Origin of the sequence: Acidisphaera sp. S103, assembly GCF_009765975.1 — a bacterium.
Lineage (GTDB): Bacteria > Pseudomonadota > Alphaproteobacteria > Acetobacterales > Acetobacteraceae > Rhodopila.
Genome location: NZ_LMUJ01000108.1, coordinates 144,195 through 163,042, shown reverse-complemented (window position 1 = coordinate 163,042; position 18,848 = coordinate 144,195). Strand labels below are relative to the sequence as shown.

Sequence of the window (18,848 nt, the reverse complement as noted above, 5' to 3'; positions counted from 1 at the left end):
GCCATGACGAATTAAGGGGGCTGGCGAATTAGGTGGCGAAGCAAGAATCGGCCTCAACGCGGGTTCGTATTACTGTTCCTGTACTTCGACATCAGCGCTGGCAGGTCGCCCAGGCCGTCGCGGTAGCCAGCGGCCTTCAGTGCCGTGTCCGCCATCGCCGCCAGCGTGCTGGGGGATGTCCGCGGTAGCAACCGTGAGGCCGCCGCTACCCGCGCATCGGGTACCGGCTCCGCTCCCGCCGCGGCCAGCGTTGCCAGCGCCTGCCGCGTGTCCACCAGCGCCAGAGTTTTCTGCTCTACCGGTAGCGGTTTCATTCCGGTGACAGTCGCCTCCACCCGAGCGGTCATCGTTCGCGCGGTTGGCAGTCCCGCCGCGAGCGCTCGAGCCGCGTCACCGCGCGGCGTGCAGAAATACCCGTCCAGATTCGGCGCACATTCCAGCGCCCGTCGAACACCGCCGTCCAATTGGATCCATGCCCCCACCGTCCCCATCGCCGAGGCCATCATTACGGCCTGGGCCGGCAGTCCACGCAGCGCCAGTACCGGCACCAGCGCTGTCCTATCCGACAGCACGTCCAGCTCCACAGTGACCCCGTCCTTGTCGACAAACCGCTTTTCGGCCCGCAACCGGCAGATGGACGTGGCTGAACAGGTCAGTACCCAACTACCGATATGCGGTGGCGGCGCGGCTCGTGCGGTTCCGATGCAGACCAGCAATCCAAGCAGCAAAGCGGATGTTGTCCTCATTTTGTCCTTGCGCGCCTCTTTCGTGATGCTCGTTTATCTGCGAGCGTGTGGGTATGAACGACGCCATACAGCCTGACGCACTCTCGATCCACCGGACCATCGTGACGCTGGATACGCATATCGATATTCCCTGGCCGACGGGTCCGGACCCGTTCCAGGATGGTCCACGGCGGGTCGATTTGCCAAAGATGATTCGCGGTGGCCTGAGTGCTGCCTGTTTTGTGGCGTATGTGCCGCAAGTTGTCCGCTCCCCGGCGTCCGAAGACGCGGCCTATCTGCGCGCGGCGGCGATGCTGGACCAAATCGGCGGGATGGAGCGTATGCCGTCCCAGATCCCGATGCGGGTCACGACCCGAGCCGATGCGATCGTGGCGGCGAAGCGGGACGGGGTGCTGGCCATCGTGCCCTGTGTCGAGAACGGGTTTGCGGTGGGGGCGGATTTGTCGCGCATCGCCGAATTTCGCGCGCGCGGGGCAGTTTACATGACCATGACGCATAATGGCCATAACGCGCTGGCGGATTCCTGCAACCCTCGGCGTGACCTGGGGGATCGGGAAACCGAGCACGGGGGGCTGTCGGCGTTGGGGCGGGCGGCGGTGGCGGCGATGAACCGGGTCGGCATGCTGGTGGATGTGGCGCATACGTCTCGCGACACGATGGTGCAGGCGGCGGAGGAGTCCCGGTCGCCGATCGTTTCGACACATTCTTGTGTCAGTGCGTTGTGCGATCATTCCCGCAACATGACGGACTGGCAGTTGGATGTGATCCGGGACGTGCGCGGGGTGATCCAGATCACCGCCGTGGCCGCGTTCGTGAAGCCGAACGCCAAGCCGGAGGAAGTAACCGTTTCCGACTTTGCCGATCATATCGACTACGCGGTGAAGCGGATTGGAATCGACCATGTCGGGATTTCATCGGATTTCGACGGCGGCGGTGGGTTCTCCGACTGGCATGATGCCAGTCAGTGTCCGAACATCACGATCGAACTGGTGCGGCGCGGCTATGACCGTGGGGCGCTGGAGAAGTTGTGGGGGGGTAATTTCCTCCGGGTGATGCGGGTGGCGGAGGGGTTGGCACAGTGATGCGAACGGTTGCACTGCCAGGGGGTGAGACGGTTCCCGCGCTTGGGCAGGGGACCTGGTATATGGGTGAGCGGCGTGGCGAGGCAGCTAAGGAAGCCGATGCGCTGCGGCTGGGTGTCGACCTGGGGATGACGCTGCTCGACACGGCGGAGATGTATGCGTCCGGCGGGGCGGAGCAGGTTGTCGCGCAGGCGGTTCGGGGCATTCGGGATCGCGTGTTCATCGTCAGCAAGGTGCTGCCGCAGAATGCTTCGCTTGCGGGGACCGTAGCGGCCTGCGAGCGGAGCTTGAAGCGGCTGGCGACGGATCGGATCGATCTGTATCTGCTGCACTGGCGGGGCGGACATCCGTTGGCGGAGACGGTCGGGGCGTTCCAGGCTTTGAAGGCGGCCGGGAAGATCCGGTATTGGGGCGTGTCGAACCTGGACACCGCCGACATGGAAGAACTGGTCGCGGTGCCTGGCGGATCAGCGTGCGCGGCCAACCAGGTGCTGTATCATCCGGATAGCCGGGGTATCGAGTTCGATCTGCTGCCCTGGTGTGCTGCCCACGCCATTCCGGTGATGGCGTATTCGCCGCTGGGGCATCATGTGCGGCGGTTGCTGGGATCGTCGGCGTTGCAGGCGGTGGCCGCGCGGCATGGTGCGACGCCGGCGCAGATCGCGATTGCCTGGGGCATGCGGGCTGGCCAAGTCATTTCTATTCCGAAAGCGGCTGACCTGGCGCATGTGCGGGAGAATGCCGCGGCCGGGGAGATTACGCTGACAGCAGAGGATTTGACGGCGATCGATGCGGCGCATCGGCCGCCGTCACGGAAAGTCGGGTTGGATCTGCTTTAGGCGGGACGCAACAATAACCAAATCGTTTGACGACCGCCGCAGCCTCTCATCGTCATGGGGAGCCTTCGCACGCCATGACGGGATTGGGCGGCGGTGCCTCCCGTGCAGCGGTTGTTTCTCCTCGAACGGTCAGGACGCGATGCCCAGCAGTTTGGCCGCGGTGCCGCCGAGCATGGCGACGCGCTGATCGTCGGTCAGTCCGGGCGTGTTGAGTATCAGGTCGACTTCGGTGCTGGTCCACGGGAACGGATAGTCGGTGCCCAGCATGATCTGGCCGGGGCCGGTTTCGGCGATGAGGTGACGCAGCGCTTCGGGCGTGAAGACGATCGTGTCGAAGTAGAGTTGACCGTCCTTGAGATAGGCGGTCGGGTTTTTCTTGGGGAATGGGCCGACCCGGTCGGGGAAGGTGCGCATGACCGCGTCCGAGCGGTTGGCATAGGATGCCAGGAAGCCGCCGCCGTGTGCGGCACAAATCTTGAGGCCGGGAAAGCGGTCGAGCGTGCCTTCGAAAATCAGGTGCGACAGCGCAATGGTGGTTTCGAGCGGGTTGCCGATCGTGTTGGTCAACAGGCCATTGCCGGCGAGTCGGCCGCTGGGTTCCAGTTCGCGGGTGCCGAGCGGATGCATGAAGACGAGGACGCCGAGTTCCTCGCATTTCGCCCAGAACGGATGGAAGCGGGGGTTGGCGAGTTCCTCGCCGGCGACGCTGCCGGCGACACCGACACCGCGAAAACCGAGCTTTTTGACGGCGTGTTCGACTTGTTCGGCGGCCAGGTCGGGATGTTGCAGCGACGCGGTTGCGAAGGCAACGAACCGGTCGGGGCTGGCGGTGCAGAATTCCACCAGTGCTTCGTTCTGGGTCTTGATCAGTTGGGCGGCGACGTCACGTTCGGCTCGGTACCAGTAGGGATTGATGCTGAGGGCTTCGACATCGATGCCTTGCGCATCCATCGCGGCGATGCGGGTGCTGGTGTCGGTCATCAGCAAGCCGGGCGCTTCCAGCGGATGGTTGATCAGCGCGGCGGCGGCCGGGACGATGCAATGGGCGTGGATGTCGATGGTCTTGACTCGTTTGCCGTTGATCACGGTTTCACGGCGGCGCGGTTGTGCGGTGGGTGGCTGGGTCACGCTGGATATCGCGCAGCCGACGAATGCGAGGCCGGCCAGGGCGCTGGTGATGATGGGCATTTTGGTTTCTCCCCTTAATGGTTTCTTGGGTTGTTGGCGGGCTTACTCGAACCGTCCCAGCCGCACCGCGGTATGTCCTCGGCTTGGGCGCAGGCTGGGCATCACCAGAAGGCAGTTGTCGTGCGGTGTACGGATTTCGGTGTCCCCGTCCATCGCGATCAGGGTATTGCGGCGGGGGATGATGTCGCCCCCCCGGTAGGTCTGCACGAAGGCGAAGCTGGAGGTCATCGCCGTCACCGCGGTCGTTACCGTTGCGGTGCGTGCCACCGCCGGGGCGGGTGCGGGTGGCAGCGGCGCGTCCGAACCGACGATGCCCAGGTGCCGCAGCAGGCAGGCCACGCACGCCGCTATGGTGTCGATGGTGATTTGTTCCCAATGCTGGCCGGCTTCGACCAGGCAGGCGGCGTAGGGGGTCTCGGGGCTGGAAAACCGGGGGAAATCGATCAGGCGCCGGCCGTTGACGTGACCATGATCGGCCACCACCAACGGGGGGGTGCCGATCGCCTGTGCGAGGGACCGGCCCTTGGCGGGCGCGCCGCTGAGGATCAGCGCTTCGGACGGCCACAGCATGGAGTGCAAATCCAGCAGCACATCGATGGTATCGACAAATGAACGGATTTCCCTGGCACGGTCGAGTTCGATGGAGTGGCGGGGGCCTTGCAGGATTGTTTCGTCCCAGACTCGATTCATGTCTTCATCGATGAAGCGTGACGCGGTGGGCCGCTGGGGATCGAAGCGATCGAACGCGGTCAGGTTCAGGAAGCCGAACGACAATTTTCCCTTTGTCGGTGTCAGGCCGGCGCGCAGCAGTCGATCCAGCACGATCGCACCGGCGAGTTCGTTGCCGTGCATCAGCGAGAACAGGGCCACGTGCGGGCCCGGACAGCCGGACTCCAGCGTCGTGACGCCGGTGATGCCCGTATTACCCGCCACCCACGGGGAAATATCAGGCCGGCAGATGCGAACCTTGAATTCCGGCAGCGCGGCAGGGGTGTTGAGAGAACCCATTTGCTTATCTTGGATCAGACTAGCAGCCGATCCGCAAGACGGCGGATGAATTTGTCACAGGCTTCCAACTCGGATTCGGCGATCCACTCGTCCGGCTGATGCGCCTGGGCGATGTCGCCGGGTCCGCAGATGATCGTTGGGATGCCGGCATTTTCGTAGAAACCGCCCTCGGTGCCATAGGCGACCTTGCCCGCACTGTTGGACCCGACGACGTGCTTTACCTCGGTGGCGAGCGCGTGGTCCGCCGGCAACGCCATGCCCGGCATTTCCAGTCCGATTTCGTAGGTGAAACCGCAGTCGGGATGCACGGCCTTCATTGCCGGCTCGATCGTTTCGGCGATCTGCGCTTTCATCCGGTCGAGGTGACGATACGGCGAATCCCCCGGGATCGGCCGCCATTCCATGGTGAACGCCGCCCGTTCCGGAATGATGTTCAGGATGGTGCCGCCTTCGACCGTGCCAACATGGATGGTGGTGTAGGCCGGATCGAAACCATCCTCGAACGGACCTTCGGCGGCCAGGCGGCGGGCTTCGCGGGCGACCCAGGCGATCGCCTCGCCGGCGGCCTGGACGGCGTTGACGCCCTTCGCCGGCTCACTGGAATGGCCGGGCAGGCCGCGCACCGTCACGTTGAGGTTGAGTTTGCCCTTGTGCGCCAGGATCGGCTTCATGCTGGAGGGTTCGCCGACCACGCACAGATCGGGACGCAGGCCGGACTCGGCCAGATCCTGGATCAGGCGCTTGGCACCGCCGCAGCCGACTTCCTCGTCATAGCTGATGAACAGATGCAGCGGACGCACCAGCTCGCGGGCCTGGAAATCCGGCACGGCGGACAGGCAGGCGGCGACGAAGCCCTTCATGTCGCAACTGCCGCGGGCGAACAGTTTGCCGTCGCGGCGGCGCAGGGCAAACGGATCGCCGGTCCAGGCTTGGCCGTCGACCGGCACCGTATCGACGTGGCCGCTGAGCGCCAGGCCGCCGGCTGTCTGTGGGCCGATGATGGCGTGGATATTGGCTTTCTGCCCCGCCGCGTCGGTGCTGACGCGATAGGCCACGCCAAGGCCGTCGAGATATTCGCGGATAAAGCTGATCAGCTTCAGGTTCGAATTGCGGCTCGTCGTGTCGAAGGCCACCAGCCGTTCCAGCAGTTCAGCGGTGGTCATTCGGGGCGCGGCGGTTTGGGCGGTATCCATAACTGCACTTTATACGGGTCCGCGCGGGCGGCAACCGAGGGTGGGGTCGAGTGGGGCACAAAGGACGGGAAAACGACGATCCCGGCGGCGAAAGCCGGAGGAAGCGGCGCTCCTCACATTCCGGTGAGGCCGTGCGGGCGGGTGCGGCGTGCCGATAGTCCTTGCTTCGGGCGGTGCCCGAATGACATCGTCATGAGAATAACGGGCGGGAGGAGGCGATCATGGACGCACCCGAGGTCTCGGCTTTGGAACGAGCAACACTTCGCAAAGTCTATCTGCGCGTGGTGCCGTTCTGCTTTTTGCTTTACATTCTTTGCTATGTCGATCGCATCAACGTCAGCTTCGCGGCGCTGACGATGAACCGCGATCTGGGCCTGAGTGCCTATGTTTATGGCCTGGCGGCCGGCGCGTTCTTCTGGGGTTACTGCCTGCTGGAGGTGCCCTCAAACATCATACTGGAAAAAGTCGGAGCGCGACTCTGGATCGCGCGCATCATGATTTCCTGGGGGTTGCTGTCGGCCGCGACCGCGCTGGTGACCGGTCCGAAGAGCTTCTTTGTCGTCCGCGTGCTGTTGGGTGTGGCGGAGGCGGGATTGTTTCCGGGGCTGTTGCTGTATTTCCATCGGTGGTTCCCGCAGCAACATCGCGGCCGCGTCGTCGGCTGGTTCCTGACCGGCCTGCCGTTGGCGACGGCTATCGGTGCGCCGCTCTCGACTGCGTTCCTACAGATGGATGGTGTCTGGGGCCTGCATGGCTGGCAGTGGATGTTCGTGGGCGAAGGCATACCCACCACGCTGGTCGGCGTCGCTGTCCTGTTTTGCCTGACTGAGCGGCCGTCGGAGGCCAAATGGCTGGCGCCTGAACAGCGAGCCTGGCTGGACGACGCGCTGCGGCGGGAAGTGCATGCGATCGAAAAGGTGCGCAGCCACTCGGTTTTCTCGGCGATGACCAACCCGAGGGTGCTGGTTCTGACGGTGATCTTCGCGGGCATTGGTATGGCTGGCGTAGGCACCGTGCTGTTCCTGCCGCAGATTTTGAAGTCGATCGGCGTGTCGAACACGCAGGCCGGATTGCTGACGGGAGTGCCGTATGTGTTCGGAACCATCGCGATCGTGGTGTGCGGCCATCTGTCGGACAAAGCCACGGACCGGTACTGGACGCTGGTGGTGACCTGCGGGCTTTCGACGATCGGCATGGTGCTGGCGGCGATGCTGCACGACAGCTTGTGGGTGCTGGCGGCGTTCGCGATGGCGACGACCGGATTCTACGGAATGAAGTCGCCGTTCTGGCCGCTGCCCTCGACGTTCCTGACTGGAACGGCGTTGGCGGCTGGGTTGGCGCTGATCAACTCGCTGGGCAACTTCGCCGGGTATCTGGGGCCGATCGCCGTGGGCTATGCGAAGGATGCGACCGGCAGCTTCCAGGCTGGGCTTTATGTTCTGGCCGGGGCGGCATTCGTTTCGACGCTGACCGCGTTGGGGTGCGCGTTGTGGATGCCGCGAGGGGCGGTGTCGGCGGGCGCGTTGGCGCCGGTTCGGCGATGAACCGTGCGCCGCGTCACAGGCCCAATTCGGTTAGCCCCGGATGATCCGTCGGCCGGGGCGCGCTGGAATCCCAGTGGAACAACCGAGCGTCGGGGTTGATCGGCAGGTCGTTGATGCTGGCATGGCGGGTGCGCATCAGTCCGTGGTCATCGAACTTCCAGTTCTCATTGCCGTACGCTCTGAACCAGTTGCCTGAATCGTCGTGGTATTCGTAGGCGAAGCGTACGGCGATGCGATTATCGGTAAATGCCCAGAGTTCCTTGATCAGACGGTAGTCCAGTTCCCGGTTCCACTTGCGGGTCAGGAAGGTGACGATGGCCGGACGGCCCCGCACGAATTCGCTGCGGTTCCGCCAGACGCTGTCCTCCGTGTAGGCCAGGGACACGCGTTCGGGATTGCGGGTGTTCCAGCCATCCTCGGCGCCGCGGACTTTCTGACGTGCGGTCTCAAGGGTGAACGGCGGGAAAGGCGGGCGGTCTGTGGACATCGGTGGCTCCTGCCTGACGTTACTTTGTGGTACCGGCGTTGCCGATGATGGAATGTCCCGTCATTTCTTTTGGCTGGGGCAGGCCCATCAGGGCCAGCAGCGTCGGGGCCAGATCGGCGAGGCGACCATCATGGATCGCAGTCGCACCGCCGCCCATCAGCACGACCGGGACCAGGTTGGTGGTGTGGGCGGTGTGTGGACCGCCGGTTTCGGGGTCTTTCATCAGCTCGCAATTGCCATGGTCGGCGGTGACCAGCAGCGCGCCGCCCTGGCGTTTGACCGCGTCGGCGATGCGGCCGAGGCCGGTGTCCACGGTTTCCACCGCCTTGATCGCGGCGGACAGGACGCCGGTGTGGCCGACCATGTCGGGATTGGCGAAATTCAGCACGATCAGGTCGTATTTCTTGCTGTCGATCGCCTCAACCGCCTTGTCGGTCAGTTCGGGGGCGGACATTTCCGGTTGCAGATCGTAGGTGGCGACCTTGGGGGAGGGGACCATGATGCGGTCCTCGCCGTCGTAGAGAGTTTCCCGGCCGCCATTCAGGAAGTAGGTGACGTGGGGGAATTTTTCGGTTTCCGCCATGCGGAGTTGGGCTTTGCCGGCGTTGGCGACGACCTCACCCAGGATGTTGGACAGATGATCCGGGGCGAACAGTACGCCGAGGAATGGTGCCAGTGCGTCGGAATAGCGGGTCATGCCGACGGCGGCGGTCAATTTCCGCACATGCTTGCGGGGGAAGCCGTCGAACGCCGGATCCAGCAGGGCGGCCAGGATTTCCCGCACCCGGTCGGCTCGGAAATTGAAGCACAGGATGGCGTCGCCGTCCTTCATCCCGGCGTAGTCGCCGATGACTGAGGCCGGCACGAATTCGTCGAATTTCCCGGCGGCATAGGCGGCCTGAATGGCCGCTTCGGGGGATGCGGCATGGACACCCTTGGCGTCGGCTATGGCGGCGTAGGCCTGGGACACCCGGTCCCAGCGCTTGTCGCGGTCCATGGCGAAGTAGCGGCCGATGACGGTGGCGATGGGCACGTCTTTCGGCAGCGCGGCTTGCAGGCGTTTCAGGTCCTCATCGGCGGATTGTGGCGGCGTGTCGCGCCCGTCGGTGATGGCGTGGACCACGGTCTTACACCCGGCCTTGTGCAGATATCCAGCAAGCGCGGCGCCGTGGTCTTGGTGCGAATGCACGCCGCCGGGCGACACCAGGCCGATCAGGTGGCAGGTGCCGCCGGTCTTCTTCAGCGCCTCGGTCAGCGCGATGAATGCCGGCGCCTTGGCGATGCTGCCGTCGCCCACCGCATCGCCGATGCGCACCAGTTCTTGTTTCACGACCCGGCCGGCGCCGATGTTCAGGTGGCCGACCTCGGAGTTGCCCATCTGGCCGTCAGGCAATCCGACATCGCGGCCGGAGGTGCGCAGGAAGGCGTGCGGGCCGGATTCCCACAGACCGGTGAAGGTCGGCGTTTTCGCCTGGCGGACGGCGTTGTCAGCGCTATCCTCACGCCAGCCGAAGCCGTCGAGGATCATCAGCATCACCGGTCGGATCGTCATGGTCTGTCCCTATCGTCTGCCTGATACCTTAAAGTGTTGCGTAGCGCCCAAGGTTGCGGCGGACAAGCGGGCTGACTATTTCACCCCGAGTTCCGCAAGCCCGCCTTTGCAGGTCGCGGCGTCTTGGGTGAAGATCCCGCCGCTGCAACCGATCGCGCCCACGAGCTTGCCGTCCACAACGATCGGGAATCCGCCCTCGCTGGCGACGCCGCCGCTGAGCGCCAGCAGGCTGAGGCCGTTCGCCCCGCCGCCGTTAACCGCGGTCTGGAACACGCCGGAGGGCCGGCGGAACAGCGCGGCGGTGCGCGCCTTGCCCTGGGCGATGGCGATCGACGCATACTGGGTGCCGTCCATCGTGGCCTCGGCGACCATGTTGCCGGCCGGATCGAGAATGGCGATCGCCATTTTCCAGTTGTGCTTCTTGGCTTCGGCCTGCGCCGCTGCGATCGCTTTCTGCGCCGTGTCCAGGTTGATCGGCGTGCCGTATGGAATGTCGAACGGCATGACCTCCGGCACCGCGGCAGGCGCGGGGGCCTGGGCATGGGCCAAAGGCACGGCGAGAAGTGTCGTGGCGATGATTGCGGCGGCGATACGCATTGGTGGAAGCCTCCCGTTTGTTTCGTCCGTTTCGATGACGGTGACGGCGTCGTACGTCCGAAACGGTTCCCCGGCAATACACCCCGTTTGGCGCCGAAACCTTGACCAGTGGGCCGCGGCGGTCTCCCATATTAACCTGGAAGAGCAAAATCGGGAGTGAACCATGCATGAAACGGTGATCCGAGGCGGCACCATCGTCGATGGGACCGGGAAAGCAGCCTACACGGGCGATGTCGCGCTGGATGGCGGAAAGATCGCCCAGGTTGGTGGCAAGGCTGGACCGGGTAAGCGGGAAATCGACGCCGCTGGCCTGCTGGTTACGCCCGGCTGGGTCGATGTTCATACGCATTATGACGGCCAGGCGACCTGGGATTCGGAATTGGCGCCGTCGTCCTGGCATGGCGTCACGACGATCCTGTTTGGCAATTGCGGTGTCGGTTTTGCGCCGGTGCGGAACGAGGACCATTCCGCCCTGATCGGCATGATGGAATCGATCGAGGAAATTCCCGGCATCACGCTGGCCGATGGTCTGAAATGGAACTGGGAGACGTTCCCGCAATACCTTGATGCGCTGGACCAGATGCCGCGAGCGATCGATATCGCCGCGCAGATCCCGCATCATCCGTTGCGCGTCTATGTGATGGGCGAACGAGCGATCAATCGTGAGGCGGCGACGGCGGATGATATCACGGCGATGCGCGATGCGGTCCGGGCCGGACTACAAGCGGGCGCGTTCGGTTTCACGACGTCGCGCACCAATTCGCACAAGACCCCCAGCGGCGACATGGTGCCGGGGCGCTATTCGGAAGTTGAGGAACTGCTGGGGATCGGTTCGGCCTTCAAGGGGTTGAACTATGGCGCGTTCGGCGTGAACAGCGACTTCGACAACGAAGCCGAGGAACTGAAATGGATGACCAAGCTGGGGCAGGATACCGGCCGCCCGGTGTGGTTCCTGCTGACCGACCGGCCTACCGATCTGGTGCGGTGGCGGCGGCTGATGGATGGGGTGCATAAGGCCCGTTCCGAGGGCGCGATGGTCACCGCGCAGATCGCCGGCCGGCCGGTCGGGGTGATGCTTGGGATCGATACCGCACTGAACCCGTTTTCCATCCGGCCCAGCTATCAGGCCTTGCTGAAATTGCCGGTGGCGGAGCGGATCAGGCGGATGCAGGATCCGGTGCTGCGGGCACAGATCTTGTCGGAGGCGCCGTCGCAGGCGCTGTTGAACCGGTTATCGCAGTTCCGCCAGCATATCGTTACCCGCTGGAACCGCATGTTCCCGATGGGCAATCCGCCGAATTACGAGCCCGAGGAAAAGGACAGCATCGCGGCGATGGCGGCGCGGTCGAACCATACGCCGGATGAGGTCGCATATGACTACCTCGCGGGCGGGGCGGAACGGTTCCTGTTCTTCCCGATCGTCGGCTACAACGAGGACAATCTGGATGTCATCCATTCGATGCTGACGGATGACGCTACGATCCTTGGGCTGTCGGATGGCGGGGCACATTGTTCCTCCATCGTCGATGCCAGCGTGCCAAGCTGGATGCTGATCCACTGGGCTCGGGATCGCTCCCGCGGGCCGAAGTTGCCGCTGGAGCTGATGGTGAAACGGCAGACCAGCGAGACGGCGGATTTCTTCGGCTTCCACGATCGCGGCCGGCTGGCGGTTGGGAAGAAGGCGGATGTCAACGTGATCGACTATGAAGCGCTGCGCCTGCACATTCCGGAAGTCCGTTACGATCTGCCGATGAATGGGCGGCGGCTGGTGCAGCGGGTAGATGGGTATCGGAACACATTCGTGTCGGGACTTTCGACATTCGAGAACGGCGTCTATACCGGCGCGACGCCGGGGCGGCTGGTACGCGCGTCCGGGCGATAGGTTAAAGTCGATCGATGGGATGGGCGGTGCTGCCGGTGCCGCCCGTTCCGTTGCGTAAAGCAGGGGACGGAATATGGAAAAGCGCAGATTGGGTCAGTCATCACTGAACGTCCCGCCGATCACTTTCGGGTGTAACGTGTTCGGTTGGACCGCTGATGAGAAAGCGTCCTTCGCCCTGCTGGATGCGTGGCTGGATGCCGGGTTCAACTTCCTGGACACGGCCGACGTCTATGCGCGCTGGGCCAAGGGCAACAGCGGCGGCGAATCGGAAACGATCATCGGCAAGTGGATGAAGGCCCGAGGTAATCGCGACAAAATCGTGCTGGCGACCAAGCTGGGAATCGAGATGGTGCCGGGGAAAAAGGGACTATCCCGGGCCTATATGCAGACGGCGGTGGCGGATTCGCTGCGCCGGTTGCAGACTGATTATATCGATCTGTACCAATCGCACCGCGACGATCCGGAAACCCCGATCGAGGAAACGTTGTCGTCTTATGCCGACCTGATCAAGCAGGGCAAGGTGCGGGAGATCGGGGCGTCGAATTTCTCGGCTGACCGGCTGGCTGAGTCGTTGAAGATCAGTACCGACAAGGGGTTGCCGCGTTACCAGAGCCTGCAGCCGCAATACAGCCTGGTGGAGCGCACCGGTTTCGAGGGCGCGCTGGAAGATTTGTGCCTGGCGGAGAACGTGGGCGTGATCGGGTTTTACTCGCTGGCGAGTGGATTCCTGACGGGTAAATATCGTTCTCGAGCGGATACGGAAGGGCGGGCCAGAGGGCCGGGTGTGGCGAAATACCTGAACGACCATGGCTTCGGTGTGTTGAGGGCACTGGATGAGGTGGCGGCACGATACGAGGCGAAGCCGGGGCAGATCGCGCTGGCGTGGCTGATCGCTCGACCGAGCGTTACGGCACCGATCGCGAGTGCTACGACGTTGGAGCAGGTCGCGGAATTGGTCGAAGCGGCGGAGATCGAGCTGGATGCGGAGTCGATTCAGAAGATCGAAGCAGCGAGCAAGGCTGCATAGGATACGATCGGATAACGCCGTATCGCCGCCTGATGCCTTAGATTTTTCGGGCAGGAGGATATCATGAAGACCTACGGCCATTTTATTGATGGCGCCTATGTCGAACCGCTTAAGGGCAAGTGGATCGACAGCTTCAATCCCTACACGGGGGAGGTCTGGGCGCGTATTCCCCAAGGGTGCGCCGATGACGTCGACCGTGCGGTGGCGGCCGCGTCGCGTGCCATGCGGGAAGGTCCATGGGCGACGATGAACGCATCCGCACGGGGCAAGCTGATGCTGCGCCTTGCCGACCTGGTGGCCGCGAACGCGGAACGTCTTGCCGAGGTCGAGGTGCGTGACAATGGCAAGCTGATGGCGGAGATGCTTGGGCAGCTTCGCTATCATCCGGAGTGGTGGCGGTATTTCGGGGGCCTGGCCGACAAGGTCGAGGGCGCCGTGATGCCGATCGACAAGCCCGAGATGTTCGCCTTCACCCGGCATGAACCGGTGGGCGTGGTGGGGGCGTTGACCGCCTGGAATTCGCCGTTGATATTCGTCGCGTGGAAGTGCGCACCGGCGATCGCGGCCGGTTGCAGCGTGGTGGTGAAGCCGTCTGAATTCGCGTCCGCCTCGACGCTGGAATTTGCCGCGCTCACCAAGGAGGCGGGCTTCCCCGACGGCGTGTTCAATGTCGTGAGCGGCTATGGACCGGAGGCGGGGTCAGCGTTGGTCGATCACCGCGACGTGGCGAAGATCACATTTACCGGATCGGACACGACAGGCGCCCGCATCTACGCCCAGGCGGCGCAGAGCCTGAAGCGCGTGTCGCTTGAGCTCGGCGGCAAGTCCCCGAATATCGTGTTTGACGACTGCGACATCGACGCCGCGCTGGCCGGGGTGATTTCCGGGATCTTCGCGGCCACTGGCCAAACCTGCATTGCCGGTTCCCGTGTGCTTGTGCAGAACTCGATCAGGGAAGCGTTCAGCCAGCGTCTTGCCGAACTTGGACGCAGCGCACGCAAAGGCGACCCGATGTTGCCTGACACCAATATCGGACCGGTAACCACGGCGCCGCAGTACCGGAAAATCCTTGAATACATCGAGATCGCGAAGGCAGAAGGCGCGCGCTGCATCCTGGGTGGAGGACCGGCCACGTCGCCGGACCTTCCGGGTGGTCAGTTCGTTGAGCCAACGATATTCGTCGATGTAACGCCTGGGATGCGTATTGCCCGCGAGGAGGTTTTCGGACCCGTGCTGTCGATCCTCGGGTTTGAGGATGAGGCTGAGGCCGTCAGGCTTGCGAACGATACGCTGTACGGCCTGGCCGCGGGTGTCTGGACGACGGATATCGGCAGGGCGCTTCGGATGTCGTCCGCGTTGAAGGCCGGGACCGTGTGGGTCAATACCTACCGGGCGGTCAGCTATATGATGCCGTTTGGTGGCATGAAGCGGTCGGGACTTGGACGCGAGAGTGGGGTCGAGGCGATCCGCGAATATTTGGAAACGAAGAGCGTTTGGATCTCCACCACCAAGGACGTGCCGGCGAATCCCTTTATCATGCGGTAGCCCGGAGCCGATCGGCACCCTGGCAACGATTTGCCGGCGCGCCGATCGACAGGGTTGGTGGCGACCCGTCAGGCGACGGCGGGATAGTTTGATGGGAACAACGCCCGCATCGCCTCTTCGTCCCGTTCCTGTTTGAAAGCGTGGTCCGTGCCGACGGCGCGTGCGCGGGCAACCGCCGGGCGTGCCTCGACCGCGTCGAACCACGTCTTGATGTTGGGATATGCGGCGAGCGGATCGTCATCGCCCTTCAGGACCCGAGAGGCACGGTCGATCCAGCCCCACAGCGACATGTCGGCGATCGTGTAGCTGTTGCCCACGAGGAATTTGCGGCCGGAAAGATGGTCTTCCACTACTTGGTAGTGCCGCTCTGCTTCCCGCCGGTAGCGGTTGCGCGCGTAGTCCAGGCCCTGGGGTGCGGCGAACTGGAAATGCACCGCCTGGCCTGAGAAAGGGCCAAGTCCGGATGCGATGAAGAACAGCCAGGACAGCAGTTCCGGCCGGTCTTCCGGCGCGCCAAGGAATTTCCCGGTCTTATCGGCCAGATAGAGCAGGATCGCGCTGGAATCGAACACGCGCGCTTCCTTGCCGCCGGGGCCTTCCGTGTCGACGATCGCCGGCACCTTGCCGTTCGGATTGATTTTCCTGAAGGCGGCGTCGTGCTGCTGACCCTTGCTGGTGTCGATCGGTATCACCTCATAGGGCAGGCCGGCTTCCTCGAGAAACAGCGAAATCTTTGCCGGGTTTGGCGTCGGATGGAAATAGAAGCGGATCATCTTGGTTTTTCTCCGTTATGTGCGGGTGGATGGATTTGGTTTGCGTCTGGGCTTGCCGAGCACGCTGAGTGCCTGGCGAACGGCGCCTTCGAGCACTGCCCGTTTTGGATAACCGCGGGCGAGAACGCGCAGCCCCATCACGGTGGTAAGGAACAGTTGCGCGGCATCAGCCGGGTCGGCATCAGGCGATATGCTACCGTCCTTCCGACCCGCGATCACGCATCGGCGAAAGAATGACTCCAGTTCAGCCATGCGTTCGGCGACCACGTCGGCGATGTCCGTATCGTGCGGTGCCACTTCCAGCGCCGCATTGGCCAGGAGGCAACCGAGGCGGCTTTCCATCGAGCGTTCCACGATTTCGGACAGAAAGGCCTCGATGGCCTGACGCGGTGGCAATGTGCTTTCGACCCGGGCGATCCGAGACCGCATATTGGCGTCCAGGTACCGATCGAGGCATTGCGTGAACAGCGTCCGTTTGTCGCCGAAAGCATTGTAGACGCTGGCCTGGCCAAGCCCCATGGCGTCGCCAAGGTCGCGCACGGACGTGGAGGCATAGCCGTCCGCCCAAAACCGCTGCATCGCGGCTTCCAGGGCGACGCCTTCATCAAATTCACGAGGCCGGGCCAAATCCTGATCCATCCGGTTTGCGTTGTATTGAAGCGGACGCTATAAAACATCGGGCCGGTTGGCAAGAGGCTGTGCATGGGCCGCCACCGGCACGACGCGCCTTAGGCACAAATATTGTTTTAACGGAATGGTATGCCATCCATGACAAACTTCATAAATCGCTGCAGTCAACTTGTTCCGGCGAACTGGCACGCGGCCTATGCGATCCCGCTGCGGCTTATCGTGGGATATGGGTTCATGGAGCACGGCTACGCAAAAATCCTGCATGGCCCTAATGCATTCATCAATATCCTTCACGTTTTACAGGTCCCGGCACCCTTTATCCTCGGGTGGGCCACGATCCTCGTCGAGTTATTCTGTGGCGCTGCCGTGCTCCTGGGCCTTTTTATTCCGCTTGCAAGCATACCGATGGCCATCGTTCTGCTAGTGGCGATATTTTCCGTTCACATCCCCAACGGCTTCAGTTCGATCAAGCTGTTGTCCGTCGACGGTGCCGGTGCCCATTTCGGGCAACCGGGGTATGAGACGGATCTTCTGTATCTTGCGGGTTTAGCGGCATTGGTGCTGGGCGGATCGGGTCCGTTGGCGTTGGACCGGTTTCTTGTCAACCGCCTATCAGACTGAGGGCGGCAACGTATCGCAGATCCATTCTGATGGCGCAGCTATCGTGACATTTCTTTCACTTGCTTTTAGAGCGCGCTATTCCCACAAAAAACACGTCGAAATTCGCGATGGGCGACGATTCGCCGTCATTGGTATGGACGATTTGCATGGTCACGACATGCCTTACCGCATGAACGACTTCGCCCCGACGATCCCTGGGCGTTGGCCAATGGGTTCGCCGCGGCCTGGGACCGTGGTTATCGCCGCTGTCATCGTGATCGGATTGGGTCTCGACACCGGGTTCCTCACCCAGGTGTCGGCAGCCAGCACGACGTCGCTGGAACAAGGCCTGCTGGAGCGGCTTCATCCCGCAGCGGATGCGCGGCAGCATAAGCCGGTTGTGGCTATGTCGGATGCCCCGGTTCCGTCGGGCGGCACTGTGATGACGGCGGCCCCGAAGCCTCTCGTCTTGCCGTTGAGGACGATATACCGCCTTTGGATGGGGCGACGACCTGGCCGAACTCGCCGCCGCTGACGGGCAAGGTCGTGCTTGTCGATTTTTGGACGTATTCCTGCATCAACTGTCTGCGGGCGATCCCTTATCTCCGAAATCCGGTTCCTTGACCCCGGTGTGCAGGCGTTTGCATTTACGTTTGGCTGAGTGCCGGGTGTGATCGCTGTTCCCTGTCGGCTATAACAACCAAAGACCACGAGAGAGTTGTTGCCTGATGTCTTCGTCCCGACGTACCGCCGTTGCCATCCGTCACGTGGCGTTTGAGGATCTGGGGTTGTTGTCGACCATTCTGGATCGGGCGGGCTGGACGGTGTCGTATTGCGATGCGTCGGTTAACGATTTGGCACATCGTTCCATCGCCGATGCCGATCTTTTAGTGGTTCTCGGCGGTCCGATCGGTGCTTACGATGGCGTCGCCTATCCGTTTCTGGAGGCGGAAACACGGGTTTTGGAGCGGCGCCTGGGCCGGGATCGGCCGACACTGGGGATTTGCCTGGGTAGTCAGTTGATGGCGCGTGCCTTGGGGGCGCGGGTGTTTCCCGGCGTGGTCAAGGAGATTGGTTGGGCGCCGATCGAACTGACGACCGATGGCAAGGCATCCTGTCTGGCGGCGTTGGGGGCGGGCGGTCCGGTGCTGCACTGGCATGGCGATACGTTCGATCTGCCGGACAACGCCGTGCGGCTGGCATCGACGGCGAACTATGAAAACCAGGCGTTTGCCTATGGCAGATATGGTCTTGGCCTGCAGTTCCACCTTGAGGCCGATCCGAGCTGGGTGGAGGAATGGTATGTTGGGCATGCCGTCGAATTGGCGGCCGCGAAGGTGTCGGTACCGGCGCTCCGGCGTGACACCGCCAAGGTGGCTGAAGGTCTGCGTCAGCAGGCCGAGACGGTGTTCGGCCGGTGGTTGGCGGATACGGGCTGATATGGTTTCCGGTGTGACGATCACGTCATGCCGTGGGGACCAGCAACCGTTCGTAGAAGCCGCCGAAGGTCTGATCGCGGTCGACCAGGTGGACCTCGATGATCCAGTGTTTGGTTTGTCCGGTGGCGTCCGGATCACGCATGCGGGTGGGGTTGGCCGGGCTGATTCGGTAATGATCCTTCTCGCCGGGGATGTGGGCGTGGGGGAACTCGCCGACGATGTGGCCGGCGATGGCGCCGCCGAACAGCCAACCGGCGGCGTCGGCCGCGCGCTGGGCGTGGGCGTAGAGTTCGGCACCGGTGATATCGGGATGGTCGTCGAAGTGCCGCTTGATGTCCTCGAAAATTGGTTCGAGGTCGGCGCACAGGCGATGCTTCCGCGGGTCCGTTCCCAGGGCGTAGGTGCGGCCGACATCGGCCTCCCACTCATCGAAGACCGGGCCCAGATCGAGGAACACGGTGTCATCCTCGGCGATTTCCAGGATTGGCGGATTGTCTCCCGCGGTGCGTAGCGTGTTGATGCCGGAACGGACGATACGCTTGTGCCAATGTTTGGTGACGCCGAACGATTGTTCCGCCAGCGCGTATATGTCCTGTTCCACCGCGCGTTCGGTTCGGCCGGGCGCGATGAAGCCGGCGGCTTCGATGGCGTCGAACAAAGCCTCGGCTTTCTTTTCGGCGGCGAGAAGTGAAGCTATGCGGTGATCGTGTGGCAAA

Annotated in this window: 19 protein-coding genes; 9 read left to right on the top strand and 10 right to left on the bottom strand. The window is 63.1% G+C overall.

Annotated features, from left to right (window positions below; all coding sequences use genetic code 11):
* Positions 1-53: 53 nt before the first annotated feature.
* Entirely contained in the window at positions 54-746 is a 693-nt protein-coding gene (locus GSQ89_RS35650) for a hypothetical protein (protein WP_158932855.1), read from the bottom strand.
* 53 nt (positions 747-799) lie between these two features.
* Between GSQ89_RS35650 and GSQ89_RS35645 the strand changes: the two genes are divergently transcribed.
* A complete protein-coding gene (locus GSQ89_RS35645) occupies positions 800-1,828 on the top strand; it encodes a dipeptidase (RefSeq protein ID WP_158932854.1) in 1,029 nt (342 codons plus the stop codon).
* Complete coding sequence (locus tag GSQ89_RS35640) at positions 1,828-2,667, top strand: aldo/keto reductase (RefSeq protein ID WP_158932853.1); 840 nt, start codon at positions 1,828-1,830, stop codon at positions 2,665-2,667. The genes GSQ89_RS35645 and GSQ89_RS35640 overlap by 1 nt, the downstream gene beginning before the upstream one ends.
* A 129-nt stretch (positions 2,668-2,796) precedes the next feature.
* Here the strand turns inward: GSQ89_RS35640 and GSQ89_RS35635 are convergent, their stop codons facing one another.
* The 3 genes from GSQ89_RS35635 to argE are packed head-to-tail and all read right to left on the bottom strand — an operon-like array spanning position 2,797 to position 6,026.
* Positions 2,797-3,855 carry an amidohydrolase family protein gene (locus GSQ89_RS35635; protein ID WP_158932852.1) on the bottom strand — a complete coding sequence of 353 codons (1,059 nt, stop codon included), beginning with the start codon at positions 3,853-3,855 and terminating at the stop codon, positions 2,797-2,799.
* A 42-nt stretch (positions 3,856-3,897) separates the two neighbouring features.
* Complete coding sequence (locus GSQ89_RS35630) at positions 3,898-4,863, bottom strand: succinylglutamate desuccinylase/aspartoacylase family protein (protein WP_158932851.1); 966 nt, start codon at positions 4,861-4,863, stop codon at positions 3,898-3,900.
* A gap of 14 nt (positions 4,864-4,877) precedes the next feature.
* A complete protein-coding gene (gene argE, locus GSQ89_RS35625; protein WP_254073538.1) occupies positions 4,878-6,026 on the bottom strand; it encodes an acetylornithine deacetylase in 1,149 nt (382 codons plus the stop codon).
* A gap of 251 nt (positions 6,027-6,277) precedes the next feature.
* Here argE and GSQ89_RS35620 point away from each other — a divergent pair, with 251 nt between their 5' ends.
* A complete protein-coding gene (locus GSQ89_RS35620; RefSeq protein ID WP_158932849.1) occupies positions 6,278-7,600 on the top strand; it encodes an MFS transporter in 1,323 nt (440 codons plus the stop codon).
* Positions 7,601-7,613: 13 nt separating this feature from the next.
* Here GSQ89_RS35620 and GSQ89_RS35615 read toward each other — a convergent pair whose 3' ends face one another.
* The 3 genes from GSQ89_RS35615 to GSQ89_RS35605 all read right to left on the bottom strand — a co-directional run bounded on the left by GSQ89_RS35615 (position 7,614) and on the right by GSQ89_RS35605 (position 10,236).
* A complete protein-coding gene (locus tag GSQ89_RS35615; protein ID WP_158932848.1) occupies positions 7,614-8,087 on the bottom strand; it encodes a nuclear transport factor 2 family protein in 474 nt (157 codons plus the stop codon).
* 19 nt (positions 8,088-8,106) lie between these two features.
* Positions 8,107-9,639: a 2,3-bisphosphoglycerate-independent phosphoglycerate mutase gene (gpmI, locus tag GSQ89_RS35610; protein WP_158932847.1), complete on the bottom strand. Its 1,533-nt coding sequence runs from the start codon at positions 9,637-9,639 to the stop codon at positions 8,107-8,109.
* A gap of 75 nt (positions 9,640-9,714) precedes the next feature.
* Positions 9,715-10,236, bottom strand: a complete 522-nt coding sequence (locus GSQ89_RS35605) for a heme-binding protein (RefSeq protein ID WP_158932846.1) — start codon at positions 10,234-10,236, stop codon at positions 9,715-9,717.
* A 163-nt stretch (positions 10,237-10,399) separates the two neighbouring features.
* Here GSQ89_RS35605 and GSQ89_RS35600 point away from each other — a divergent pair, with 163 nt between their 5' ends.
* From GSQ89_RS35600 to GSQ89_RS35590, 3 genes are all read left to right on the top strand, one after another.
* The gene (locus GSQ89_RS35600; protein WP_158932845.1) at positions 10,400-12,118 is read left to right on the top strand and encodes an amidohydrolase family protein; all 1,719 of its coding nucleotides are present in this window, start codon (positions 10,400-10,402) and stop codon (positions 12,116-12,118) included.
* A 73-nt stretch (positions 12,119-12,191) separates the two neighbouring features.
* Complete coding sequence (locus GSQ89_RS35595; RefSeq protein WP_158932844.1) at positions 12,192-13,145, top strand: aldo/keto reductase; 954 nt, start codon at positions 12,192-12,194, stop codon at positions 13,143-13,145.
* Positions 13,146-13,208: 63 nt separating this feature from the next.
* Positions 13,209-14,690 carry an aldehyde dehydrogenase gene (locus tag GSQ89_RS35590; RefSeq protein WP_158932843.1) on the top strand — a complete coding sequence of 494 codons (1,482 nt, stop codon included), beginning with the start codon at positions 13,209-13,211 and terminating at the stop codon, positions 14,688-14,690.
* 68 nt (positions 14,691-14,758) lie between these two features.
* Here the strand turns inward: GSQ89_RS35590 and GSQ89_RS35585 are convergent, their stop codons facing one another.
* Positions 14,759-15,463 carry a glutathione S-transferase family protein gene (locus GSQ89_RS35585; RefSeq protein ID WP_158932842.1) on the bottom strand — a complete coding sequence of 235 codons (705 nt, stop codon included), beginning with the start codon at positions 15,461-15,463 and terminating at the stop codon, positions 14,759-14,761.
* 15 nt (positions 15,464-15,478) lie between these two features.
* Positions 15,479-16,090, bottom strand: a complete 612-nt coding sequence (locus GSQ89_RS35580; RefSeq protein WP_158932841.1) for a TetR/AcrR family transcriptional regulator — start codon at positions 16,088-16,090, stop codon at positions 15,479-15,481.
* Positions 16,091-16,222: 132 nt separating this feature from the next.
* Between GSQ89_RS35580 and GSQ89_RS35575 the strand changes: the two genes are divergently transcribed.
* The 3 genes from GSQ89_RS35575 (at position 16,223) to GSQ89_RS35565 (ending at position 18,132) form a co-directional block, all read left to right on the top strand.
* On the top strand, positions 16,223-16,714 hold the full coding sequence (locus tag GSQ89_RS35575; protein WP_371734332.1) for a DoxX family protein: 492 nt from the start codon (positions 16,223-16,225) through the stop codon (positions 16,712-16,714).
* Positions 16,692-17,228 (top strand): hypothetical protein, encoded by a 537-nt coding sequence (locus GSQ89_RS35570; protein ID WP_158932840.1) that lies wholly within the window; start codon positions 16,692-16,694, stop codon positions 17,226-17,228. Before GSQ89_RS35575 ends, GSQ89_RS35570 begins: the two co-directional genes overlap by 23 nt.
* A 193-nt stretch (positions 17,229-17,421) precedes the next feature.
* Positions 17,422-18,132: a glutamine amidotransferase gene (locus GSQ89_RS35565; protein ID WP_158932839.1), complete on the top strand. Its 711-nt coding sequence runs from the start codon at positions 17,422-17,424 to the stop codon at positions 18,130-18,132.
* Positions 18,133-18,157: 25 nt separating this feature from the next.
* Here GSQ89_RS35565 and GSQ89_RS35560 read toward each other — a convergent pair whose 3' ends face one another.
* A complete protein-coding gene (locus GSQ89_RS35560; protein ID WP_216856584.1) occupies positions 18,158-18,847 on the bottom strand; it encodes a M24 family metallopeptidase in 690 nt (229 codons plus the stop codon).
* Between the last annotated feature and the right edge of the window lies 1 nt (position 18,848).